We start from the raw sequence: 12,666 nt of genomic DNA, 5'->3' as shown, positions 1-12,666 counted from the left end.
TTATCATAATTGGATATTGATTCTGAGACATGGGTAGGAGGTCTGAACATGCATGTATTGATCGTAGATGATGAGCCTGTCATACGCAGAGGAATCGTGAAGATGGCGGAAATGTACCAACCTGCGTTCTCACGCATTCAGACAGCTGAGAATGGCGTGGAAGCGTTGGAGCGAATTCGGGCTTGCGAGCCTGATCTTGTGCTAGTAGACGTTCGTATGCCGAAAATGGACGGGTTAGAGCTCTGCAGAATCATTCATGAAGATTTCCCGCAAATCAAAACCGTTGTGATATCTGGTTATAGTGATTTTGAATATGCGCAAAAAAGTATGAATTATGGTGTACGTCATTATATGTTAAAACCTGTTACGACAGCGGATGTCCATGACATGCTGAATCAGTTAATCAAAGAGCCTTCACGCGGCTACATGCCGCCTTCCCGTTATATTGAGTGGATTGATCAGATGGAGCAGCAAATATGGGCTTTGCAAATGGAGGAGCTAGGCAGCTTAATCGACCGTTGGCGTGACTATTGTCTCTCTGTGCAACTATCGCTGGCTGGACTTAAAGAACTATTGGATGATTGTTACGCCCTATTAGTCAAGCGCTTCCAAGCCCGTAACTACTCCCCTTCCATCGCGCAAGCCTATTTGCAGGCAGATAGTGTGAAGGAAGCTGTTGACATATTCAATAAAGGGTTAATTCAAATGGCCAAGGGCTTGCAAGCCGTTCGAAGTGGAAGCTTTAAAGATCCGATGGAAGAGGCCAAAAGCTATATTGACAGCAGATTATCTGAGGATATCACGTTGGATCAAGTTGCGGCCATGGTCGGATTGACACCGACGTATTTCAGCTCGCTTTTTAAAAAAGTAACCCAAGAGACCTTTGTTCAGTATCGGATTAATAAAAGAATGATGAAAGCGAAGGAAATGTTGGCCATTCCCTATGTCCGAATCGTGGATGTAGCCACAGATGTGGGGTACGACGATTACCCGCATTTTACAAAAACCTTCAAAAAAATAGTTGGCGTATCCCCTTCTGAATATCGTGCAGGATTGGGTATCAAATGAAAATTAGAGGGTTAACGAAGAAAATATTCGTTTATTTCTTGATTGTTATCATTCTTTCGCTTAGTAGTGTTGGCATCTTCTCCTACATGACTTCTTCCGGAGAGTTAGCTGAGATGGTTGAGAATCAAATGAACCAAATCGTCGGAAATGCGGTTCATCACACGGATTTGTATTTGAAGGATTATGAGCGGTCGATTGTCTCTCTTTTGACAAACAGACAGGTTATGGAGTTTGTAGATTTGAAGGCAGACCGGGAGGAATATGACTATTATATTGCTCGGAAAACGATTCGCGAACTGAGTGTCGATCCGTTATTTATCCGTAATCCAAAGTTGTCATCCGTGTATGTAATTAGCGATGAACTGAATGCCATCTATTACTATAACGGTGTAGGTGAACAATCCTTCAACGCCGAGGATAAGCGGAAGCAGCGCGAATATTTTCTCGCCAATACAGCTGCTGACGGTAAATTAAGTATTTTGAACCATACGATCATTGAAGGTCAAGAGAATCAAATGCTTACGTTAGTTCGTCGTTTTCGAGGATTTACCTCGCCTGAACTGAGTGGCATACTCGCTATTGAGATGCGATCGGCGGATCTGTCTGCCCTATGGAAAGGGATTGATCTAGGTAAATATGGATACTTATTTATCATTGATAATAAAGGCCGATACATCTATCATCCCAATGGGGAGAAAGTCGGGTCCGATGTCCCCAAAGCGTTTGTAGAAAAGATGGAAAAAGCAGGAACTTCTTCCTTCATCGACAGCAGTGAGGGGGATGAACGCATGTATGTGAGTCGGAAGTCTGATTATTCGGATTGGCAGCTTGTCGTATCTATGCCGTTGCGTGAACTGCGTAAGCCTTTAATGAACATTCGTTCGACAACGTTGATTGTCGGTTTATTTACATTGATGTTGGCGATTTTACTTGCGTACAGATTCGGTAAATCGATTACGAAGCCGATTCAAGTGTTGAAAAGCGGGATGAGAGAGACGGAGAAGGGGAACTGGGCTACGATTCCACTCCCTCCTCACAAAGATGAAATTGTTGAGTTGATGGTGCGCTACAATTTGATGGTGAAGCGGCTATCCGAAGCCGTTGACCGCGTGGTTCAGGTTGAAATCAGCAACTCTGAGATTCGGATGGAACGCCAGAAAGCGGAGTATCAATCTCTGCAGCTGCAGATCAATCCTCATTTTATGTACAACACACTTGAGACCATTGTTTGCTATGCCACGATTCAAGAATCAGAAGAAATATCTGAAATCGTGAAGGCATTGGCATACATGCTGCGTTACTCGGTTCAAACGAATCTCGAGGAGATTACTGTTGCTAACGAATTGAAGCATGTTTTGTATTATATTGTTGTTTTGAAGCACAGAATTGGCCGCGATTTCGAGATTGATGTTGCTATAAAACCGGAGTATCTGCTTCATGTCATGGTTCGTTTGACCCTCCAGCCTTTAGTCGAAAATGTGTTTCAGCATGCCTTTCCTGACGGGTTGGAAGATTATCACTTCGTTCGCATTGACGGAGGCGTTGTTGACGGGATTTTCTGGATCAGTGTTGAGGATAATGGTTCAGGGATGACGGAGGCTAAATTAACGCAGCTCCAAGCGAAATTGAATGCTAATCGGTTGGCGGATACGGAAACAGATGAAGCAGGCAAAAAAGGTGGCATCGGTGTGCTGAACGTCCATCGCCGTATTCAAATGGTCTATGGGGAGAGCTATGGACTCCGGATTGAAAGCGTAGCTGAGCAAGGGACCAAAATGATCATGGTGATGCCTGCATCGCCTAAACAGAGTGATAAGCCAAGCGGTGAATAGGGGGCGTATTCTTGAACAATCGTGAGAAACTGTGGTATCTGCAGCCTGCTAAGTTGTGGGTGGAGGCCCTCCCGATCGGGAACGGTCGGTTAGGTGGGATGATCTTCGGTCACGTACAGGAGGAACGAATTCAGTTAAATGAAGATTCCATCTGGTACGGAGGTCCTAAGGATGGGATTAACCCCGATGGTTCCCGTCATTTGGAGGGAATTCGGGAGATGCTTTTCGAAGGGAAGGTGGAGGAGGCCACGCGATTAACGCGAATGGCTCTTTTCTCCACGCCCAAATATTATAATCCGTATCAGCCTTTGGGAGACCTGAGGCTTTATTTTCATGGCCAAAAGGGTGAAGTTGAAGACTATCGGCGAGAGTTGGATATCAAGAATGCCATAGCTCGGACGAGCTATAAGGTAGATGGAGTCAGCTATCGTCGTACGATGTATGCGAGCTACCCTGATCAAGCGATTATCATCCGACTTACATGTGATCAACCTGGTCAACTGAACTTCTCTGCGAATCTGAATCGCAGACCGTACGAGGGTGAAACGGGCCGTTTATCGGCCGACAGTATTTGGATGAGCGGCGAATGCGGAAAGCACGGTGTCGAATATGCCTGTGTGCTGAAGGCAAAAACGGAGGGCGGGACTGTCTCTGTTATTGGCGATTTCTTGTCTGTGGAAGGGGCTAGTTCCGTGACGTTGCTGCTTGCTGCAGCGAGTACCTTCCGAGAGTCGGATCCATTAGCTGCCTGTCAGCTGCATATCGCGGCCGCAGAGCAGTTTAATACGGAAGAACTAGAGCGCCGGCATATTCAGGATTATCAAAGGTTGTTCAATCGGGTGAGTCTGCAACTGACGGAGCAGGATCCGTTAGATGACTTGGCAACCGATGAGCGATTGAAGCTGATGCAGGAATCGCATTCGCATATGGATACTGGATTGATGGAGCTTTACTTTCACTATGGACGGTATTTGCTGATCGCCAGCTCCCGCCCAGGATGCTTGCCCGCTAATCTTCAGGGCATATGGAATGACAGCTTTACACCGCCTTGGGAGTCCAAATACACGATTAATATCAATACGCAAATGAACTATTGGCCAGCAGAGGTATGCGGACTATCCGAATGTCATGAGCCATTGTTTGATCATATTGAACGCATGCAGGTGAGCGGACGGCAAACCGCAAGAGATTTGTATGGATGTTCCGGCTTTGTCGCTCATCACAACACAAACCTATGGGGAGAAACACGGCCTGAGGGCTTATTTCCGACATGTGTCATTTGGCCAATGGGAGCGGCATGGCTGAGCTTACATCTGTGGGAGCAATTTCTATTTACGGCAGATAAGGATTTTTTACGGGGGAGAGCCTATCCGATCTTGAAGGAAGCCGCGGCTTTTTTCGTAGATTATTTGGTGGAGGCGCCAAATGGACAGCTTGTGACAGGCCCCTCTGTCTCACCCGAAAACGTGTACGTATTGGAAGATGGAACTAGAGGAGCATTGACCATGGGGCCCGCTATGGATTCGCAGATCATCCATGAGTTGTTCACAGCCTGTATCCAGAGCAGCGATCAGCTGCAAGTGGATGGAGAACTGCGGGAACAGCTCACGGCGCTGCTAGCGCGGCTGCCTAAGCCTCAGATTGGCGGACACGGTCAAATCATGGAATGGTTGGAGGACTATGCGGAGGAGGATCCTGGTCACCGTCATATTTCACAATTGTTTGCCTTGCATCCTGGCACGCAAATAAGCCCGCATCGAACGCCAGAATTAGCTGAGGCAGCAGCAGCAACCCTACAGCGCAGATTGGCAAACGGAGGGGGGCATACGGGCTGGAGCAGCGCGTGGATCGTTAATATGTTTGCGAGACTTGAGGATGGCGAACAATCGCATACGCACTTGAACCATATGCTGCGCAAATCAACGTATCTCAACCTCTTTGATGCGCATCCGCCTTTTCAAATTGACGGCAATTTCGGAGCCACAGCGGGTATCGTGGAGATGCTGATGCAGTCACATGCGGGTGAGTTAAGTTTGCTTCCTGCCCTGCCGTCAGCGTGGCCACAGGGGGCTGTGAGCGGCTTGCGAGGGCGCAATGGATATACGATTGATCTGAAATGGTCCGATGGCGAATTATCGGAGGCGGTGATCCATGCAGCAGGCTCTGGCACATGCAGAATCCGTACGCGCGAAGCCGTTCTGGTGCGTAGTGGAGGCGTAGACATCTTGGTGAACAGAGAACATTCGGTTATCGAATTTCAAGTCGAAGCGGGTTGCACATATGAAATTTTCAGAAAATAGGGAAGATTGACTTGGATTCCTAGTCATTTCCATTTTCAAAAATCGGGAACAGAGAAATCCGTTACATTTTAAAATTTCGGGCAAGTTATCCTTCTTGGGTGCATAGGATTGTAGTACACAATTCACCATCACGAGCTGACCTATTGCCATTAAAGGCAGCAGTGAAAGGAGGTACCCATGGACATATTCAAAAGAATTTCAGAGCATCGTACGGAGAAGGATTCATTGAGCTGGACCGGTACGTTCGCGGAGTACATAGAATTGCTTCGCAGTAATCCTGGACTCGCGAGAACTGCGCATTCTAGGGTCTATGACATGATTGCTTCGCAAGGTATCAACGATCAAGTTGGCCACAAATCCTACAAATTTTTCAATCAAGAGATTTTCGGTCTGGATCGTGCCGTTGAGAAGCTAGTGGAAGAATATTTCCACTCCGCTGCCCGTCGATTAGATGTTCGCAAACGTATTTTGTTGCTAATGGGTCCTGTAAGCGGTGGGAAATCCACAATTGTGACCATGTTGAAACGCGGATTAGAGCAGTTTGCCAAAACGGATTTAGGGGCAGTCTATGCGATCAAAGGGTGTCCGATGCACGAAGAGCCGCTTCATTTGATTCCGATGGAGCTGAGACCAGAGATTGAGCGCGAGTTGAATGTGAAAATCGAAGGCAGCTTATGCCCATCGTGCCAAATGCGGTTGAAAACGGAGTACAACGGTTGTATCGAAGATGTGCATGTGGAACGTGTTTTTGTCTCCGAAGAAGGCCGGGTAGGGATTGGTACTTTCAGTCCTTCCGATCCCAAATCGCAGGATATCGCCGACTTAACGGGAAGCATTGACTTTTCAACGATTACAGAGTTTGGTTCTGAGTCGGATCCGCGTGCGTATCGTTTCGATGGCGAGCTGAATAAGGCGAACAGGGGGATCATGGAGTTCCAGGAAATGCTGAAATGTGATGAGAAATTCCTCTGGAATCTACTCTCACTGACGCAAGAGGGGAATTTCAAAGCGGGTCGCTTCGCCCTGATCAGTGCAGATGAGTTGATCATTGCGCATACCAATGAAACGGAGTATAAGTCTTTTATCGCGAATAAGAAAAATGAGGCCTTGCAGTCTCGTATGATTGTTATGCCGATCCCTTATAATTTGCGTGTATCCGATGAAGAAAAAATTTACTATAAGCTTATCGGACAGAGTGATATGTCGCACATCCATATTGCCCCGCACGCGCTTCGTGTGGCCGCGATCTTCTCGATTCTCACGCGTTTGAAGGAAACGAAGAAGCAAGGGATGGATTTGATCAAGAAGATGCGCATGTACGACGGTGAAGTCGTCGAGGGGTACAAAGAGGCTGATCTGAAGGAAATGCAAAATGAATATCAAGAAGAAGGCATGAGCGGAATTGATCCACGGTATGTTATTAACCGAATTTCAAGTGCCTTGATCCGTCAGGATCTCCAATGTATTAACGCCCTAGATGTGCTGCGAGCTCTGAAAGACGGTCTGGATCAGCATCCATCGATTACCAAGGATGAGCGGGAGCGCTTCCTGAATTTCATCTCTGTTGCCCGTAAGGAATACGACGATATTGCCAAGAAAGAAGTACAGAAAGCGTTCGTCTACTCCTTCGAGGAGTCGGCTAGAACTATTTTCGACAACTACTTAGATAATATTGAGGCCTACTGCAACTGGGGTAAAATCAAGGATCCGTTGACCGGCGAGGAAATGGATCCAGATGAGCGCCTCATGCGTTCCATTGAAGAGCAGATTGGTATTTCGGAAAATGCGAAAAAAGCATTCCGCGAAGAAATCTTAATCCGCATCTCCTCTTACTCACGCAAAGGCAGAAGGTTCGACTATAGTAGTCACGAGCGGCTGCGTGAGGCGATTGAGAAGAAGCTATTCGCAGATCTGAAGGACATCGTGAAGATTACGACCTCAACGAAAACACCGGATGAGAAGCAGCTGAAGAAAATTAATGATGTGACGAAGCAGCTCATCGACGAGCATGGATACTGCCCAGTTTGTGCCAATGAATTACTGCGGTATGTAGGAAGCTTATTGAACAGATAGGCGAATACGCTTGAAGCCAAAGACCTGAGTGGGTGACGACCCCTTAGGTCTTTTTCCCTGTGCAGAGGATGCCGATTGTTGCCTAACACGAAATCTATTAATCTCTCATATACTACTTTAGCTTCATAATAGAGGAGGTGTAGAAGATCATGGCAAGGAACTCAATGAAAATAACAGGCGCTTATATTTTAATCGTAGTAAGCTTTCTAGCTATCATCTTGACCTGGGAGCCATCGCTATTGTCACCGTTGGGGGGGAGTTTCATTGCAGGTGTAAGCTTCATAGGGGCTATTCTGATGTGGCAGGATGCAGCCGAGTCATTGCAGGGAGTTGGCAAGGAGAATGTCAACCGAGCCAAAGCCGATCGCTGATAAACAAGAGGATAAAGACAACACCCCCCAGAAGTCGAAGTCTGAATCCGGGAAGTGGAACGATTTATTTGGATTCGGCAAAATGATGGACAAACTCCCACTTCATAAACTCTCAGCAAGGATGGCTTATTGCATGTTTTTCGATTTACTTTTATTGTTTTTTGTTCTTATTCTCCGTGCGACAGATACCAAAATGAATGAGTTTCCGAATGCTTGGGATTTCAGACTAATCGTTCTCACAACCATCGTTGTTTTTTTCGTAGGGCTGTGCGATTTGATGGGATTTAGAAATAACAAGAAAAACTAGGATAGCATCTAATTCTATGAATACCTCTTGTGCAAAAAAATGCCAATGAGGTTTCTTTTTTTATTGAATCGCGGGAAGAAATGTGTCGAATAAAACATATTATGACAAGATTTTTAATTGAATTTAAAGCAATAGTAAGTGTGACCCATGTCTGATTGGTGTATTAAATACAAAATTAAGGTCTTTTGGATTATTTTATTTGGTGTATGGATAGCTATATTAACCATTGTTAGTTATAATTAGGACCAATGATCTATCTTTTTGTAAGATATATATTAACTTGTAGCATTATGACGGTAATGTCGAAATATAGAAGGCATCTTTACAGAAGGGGGTGACAGGTAGATGCTTGCCCGATTATTCAAAAATATAACTAGAAATCAAGTGGAATTGCCGGTAGATATTGTCTCTATCATTAGTGAAATCAATAATCTGTATTTAGCGATGGAAGAACGTTTGGCAAATGAAGAATTGCAACATCGGTCAAAAGAACTATCCGAACAAATCCGAAGTGGAACAGCCGGAGAATTTCTGCTACCTGAGGCATATGCTCTAGTCAAGCTTGCATGCCGTAGAGTCTTAGGAATTGTTGTGCACGATGTCCAGCTTTACGGGGCAATTATGCTTTACAGAGGGCATATTGCTGAAATGAAAACAGGGGAAGGCAAGACAGTAACCGCTGTGTTCCCTGCATTTTTGCAAGCTTTGGAAGGGCACGGCGTACATATTGCTACAGTAAATGAATATTTGGCTGAGCGGGATAGTCGCAAAATGGGAGACATATTTCGCATGCTTGGACTTACCGTTGGTTGCATCATTGCTGGAATGTCACCTGCTGTAAGGAAGGCAGAGTACCTACAAGATGTTATTTATTCCACTCATGTGGAGCTTGGGTTTGATTATTTAAGGGATCATTTGGTGCTGAGCACAGGTGAAAAGGTTCAGCGTGGTTTATACGATATCATTATAGATGAAGTGGACAGTATCCTAATAGATGAAGCGCGCACTCCCTTGATTATTTCGGCGCCTCCAGGTAGTGGGCAACAGTATTTATTTTTTATTGACGAAAAAATAAAAAAACTTAGCGAAAGCCATGTTCAGATCGTGGAGTCCCATAAACATGTCGTGTTAACGGAAGAAGGAATGGATTATTGTGAAAATCTTTTTTCTGTTGATAATCTGACAAAGCAAGAGCATTCGGAACTCTATCATTATATTGTTCAGGCATTACGAGCAAACTATGTCTTCAAACGAGATGTTGATTATGTCATTATCCGCCATGATGACGGATCCGAGGAAGCCGTTATTATCGATCCGAGCACAGGACGACCTATGTTAGGAAGAAGGTTTATGGAAGGACTACATCAAGCCATAGAAGCCAAAGAGGGAATTCTGGTTCAAGGGCAGCCAAAGACCCTTGCAACGATAACTTTGCAAAACTTCTTCGCTATGTATGCCCAAATATGCGGCATGACGGGTACTGCGATGGAATCCAAGGACGAGCTTCGTGATATTTACGGTATAGATGTTGTGAGAATTCCTACCCATAGACCTGTCATTCGCAAAGATTTGCGAGATCTATTATTTTTCACGGAAGAAGCGAAATTTAATAGAGTCATAAATGATATAAGACGTATCCATGAAACCGGACAGCCTGTGCTTGTTGGAACAGCGGATATCAAAAGGTCCGAATATGTAAGCTCAATGCTTACCGTAGCAGGAATTCCACATCGATTATTAAATGCAAAGCATATTGACGAGGAAGCGAAAATTATTGAACAGGCAGGGGCGTATGGCGCAGTCACGATTGCTACGAACATGGCTGGAAGAGGGGTTGACATCAAACTTGAGCCTGGTGTAAAAGAGCTTGGCGGGCTATATGTTTTAGGTACTTCCCGCCATGAATCTTCTCGAATCGACAACCAACTTCGTGGACGCAGCGGGCGTCAAGGAGATCCGGGGTATTCAAGATTTTATGCTTCGTTGGAAGACGAAATGTTATGGCAGTATTATCCGGAACGACTGTTGGATGAATTGGAAAACGCTAATTTCGATTTGTTAGAGCCTATCCCTCGAAAACGTTTTTTCAAAGGAATCAGTGACGCTCAGAAACAAGTAGAATCGCAACATTTTTTCATGAGAAAACAACTCCTAGCCTTCGATTGTGTGCTTAATCTTCAAAGATTGGCGATGTATTCGATCAGGGACGCGCTTCTGGAAACAGGAGAGGTACATGCCAAGTTAACAGACTCTATACCAGATGTGATTTTGAACATTGTTCAGGGCTTCTTTTCAAACTCAGCGGAGTCGTTCAATTTTGCGGGGATTATGGCAGCAGTTCGAAGTGTTTTTCCCGATCGGAGGCCCCTCAAGCTGGAATTCCAAGATGAGGTGACGGCAGACACCATAACAGTGAGTCTTGCATCTCAAATTTCCTTAATTTTCGAGGAAATAACGGAGCTTTGCGGTGAGAGTGTTCATCAGGTGGAAAGGCAGGCGATGATTTCAGCCTTAGATCTTCACTGGATGAATTTCATAGAAGCTGTGGAAGAGGTTAAAAAGGGTGTCGGCTTACAGGCCTATGGCAACATGGATCCCTACATACAGTTTGAAAAAGAAATTTCAACGATGTTTGAAGAGATGATGCATGCCATCCGTCAGGACAGCTTGCGTAACGTTTGGCTTCAGCTGCAACGCCTTAGGCCAAACGTAGCTTGTTGATACAGACTGGTTATTCTCTCAATTTATCATAGATTAAGTAAAATTTGATTGCATTTATAGGAGGCTAACATGTCGGATAACAACAATCACAACCAAGATGAAAAAGAAGTCAATCAGCCAAGCGCCAAGTTTAAGCGAAGAAGTAAGGGCACTTCATCCAAAAACAAGACGGCTGTCATCACTGGAGGAATTATGGCGGTGGGGTCTCTTTTGCCGCTTTTACCTGTTCAAACGGCTTATGCTTCTGCTATTATTCCAGCTGCTTTATCGGTTAGCGCTTCTTATGCGGCTGCCGGAGAGAGCGTGACGATAACAGTCGATACGACTGGCAGCGATGTCCATTTGAACGCTGATTCTAGTGTTAGGGAAACAACTTATGTCGTCGTCTCTTCTCCTGATGATAGTCAAACAATTAGTGTTAAACTTACAGAAACTGATCCTAACTCTGGCGTATTCACAGGTTCATTGAAACTTGTAGATGTAGGCACGGTTATAGATTCGAATGACCTTAACCGTACTGAAATCAGAGTGCAGAACAATAACCAGGTAACTGTCGTTGATTCGGACACGCATTCGCCTACTCTCAATCCGATTGCCAGAACCATTACTAGAAAAGATCATGTGACTGGGACAGTTACGCTTGATAAAAATTACGCCGTCGTAGGCGAGACAGTAACGATTACGGTGAACGACGCGGATCTAATTACTACCACTCCCAATAAAACACTCGATGTTAATGTCGCTTCTGCAACATATGCTCCAGGTATTGCAGTAACTTTAACGGAAGCTGGCAATACTGGTGTATTTACGGGCACGTTCACGATTACTTCAGGGGCTAGCAGCGCTGGAGCTATTCAGGCGGTAACAAATCTGGAGCAGGTGACAGTGACCTACACTGACGCTTATAAGGCGGACAACACTGCGAATGCGACCTCCACGGCTACGATGCAGCGCAAGGACAAGAAAACGGGGGTTATTTCGTATGAAAGGCTGAACGTAAACGGTCAGGAAGTTATCGAAGTATCATTGGATGATACGGATTTGGATGTGAATCCGGCAGTTCAGGATTCGGGGATAGTCATTGTATCCTCTGTGGACGACGTAGCAGGCTTGACTTTGACTTTGACGGAAACAGGGCCAACTACGGGCGTATTCACAGGACGTTTTAAGCCTGTAACTACGGCTACGAATGAGTCTGTTACACCAATGGAATTGAAAGTTGCAGCATTTGACAACAATATGTTTGTTAACTACTTCGATACGAGTAAAGCTAATGGAAGCGCAGGTAATGTTGCAATTACACTTGCGAATTTGCAAGTGCCGGCGATTACAAGCATCACGGCAGCGGAAGCGGGTGCATCCGAGAACGGCGCTGGCGCTGGGGATACATTAACAATTGCTTTTGATATTGCGACTAATCAAACCATTAACACTAGTAATGTGCTATCGAAATTGACCCTTCCTGCTGAACGTTCTTTAGGAACGGCTCCTAGCGTTTCTTGGACTGGCAACCAGACATTGGTTGTTTATTTGGATACAAATGCTGTGTTGTATAAGGGTGATGCGATCGCCATTGATCAAAGCGCAGGCTTGAAAAATGCGGCAGGCACAAGCGCTGTTAGTGAAGCTTCTCATTCGATTGATGAAGGGTCGTTTGGTACAAATCTATTGGGGATCACCGCATCTGATGCGAATTATAATTCTAGTACTTATCGTCATAGCGGGCAGTCTTTTGATATCGTCTTTAATGCGCCGACGAACAAGGTGGGTGGGGATTTAGCGACATTTAACAAATTGTCAACGATCTCTGGACACACGTTAGGTACAGACGGCAGCGCAGAATGGCAAAATTCGACGACGCTTCGCGTAACGTTAGGTACTGAAGCTACGGTTGTAGTAGGCGATACCGTAATTTATGATACAACCAGTGACAGTTTGTCGGACTACTCTCGTGAAACGGTGGCTCCAGCTTCGCTTCAGAATGTGATCGGTGG

The 12,666-nt window shown here is 45.3% G+C and carries 8 protein-coding genes; all 8 read left to right on the top strand.

Features of this window, described 5'->3' with window-relative positions; translation table 11 throughout:
- The first annotated feature begins 48 nt into the window (after positions 1-48).
- Complete coding sequence (locus GC096_RS09340) at positions 49-1,068, top strand: response regulator transcription factor (protein WP_171629979.1); 1,020 nt, start codon at positions 49-51, stop codon at positions 1,066-1,068.
- Positions 1,065-2,900, top strand: a complete 1,836-nt coding sequence (locus GC096_RS09335; protein WP_171629978.1) for a cache domain-containing sensor histidine kinase — start codon at positions 1,065-1,067, stop codon at positions 2,898-2,900. The genes GC096_RS09340 and GC096_RS09335 overlap by 4 nt, the downstream gene beginning before the upstream one ends.
- A gap of 11 nt (positions 2,901-2,911) precedes the next feature.
- Positions 2,912-5,200: a glycoside hydrolase family 95 protein gene (locus GC096_RS09330; protein ID WP_216626076.1), complete on the top strand. Its 2,289-nt coding sequence runs from the start codon at positions 2,912-2,914 to the stop codon at positions 5,198-5,200.
- A 177-nt stretch (positions 5,201-5,377) separates the two neighbouring features.
- On the top strand, positions 5,378-7,273 hold the full coding sequence (locus GC096_RS09325) for an ATP-dependent protease PrkA (protein WP_056624593.1): 1,896 nt from the start codon (positions 5,378-5,380) through the stop codon (positions 7,271-7,273).
- A gap of 149 nt (positions 7,274-7,422) precedes the next feature.
- Positions 7,423-7,644, top strand: coding sequence for a hypothetical protein (locus GC096_RS09320; protein ID WP_171629977.1), 222 nt, complete (start codon positions 7,423-7,425; stop codon positions 7,642-7,644).
- Positions 7,616-7,951 (top strand): hypothetical protein, encoded by a 336-nt coding sequence (locus tag GC096_RS09315; RefSeq protein WP_171629976.1) that lies wholly within the window; start codon positions 7,616-7,618, stop codon positions 7,949-7,951. The genes GC096_RS09320 and GC096_RS09315 overlap by 29 nt, the downstream gene beginning before the upstream one ends.
- Before the next feature lie 345 nt (positions 7,952-8,296).
- Entirely contained in the window at positions 8,297-10,672 is a 2,376-nt protein-coding gene (locus tag GC096_RS09310; protein ID WP_171629975.1) for a preprotein translocase subunit SecA, read from the top strand.
- Between the two features lie 69 nt (positions 10,673-10,741).
- Positions 10,742-12,666, top strand: a 1,925-nt coding sequence (locus GC096_RS09305) for a hypothetical protein (RefSeq protein WP_171629974.1), incomplete at its 3' end; no start/stop codon positions are given.

It is taken from the genome of Paenibacillus plantarum (assembly GCF_013141695.1).
Classification (GTDB): Bacteria; Bacillota; Bacilli; order Paenibacillales; family NBRC-103111; genus Paenibacillus_E; species Paenibacillus_E plantarum.
Note: the sequence above shows the minus strand (reverse complement) of the source record. Positions and strands in the feature narration are given on the sequence as shown.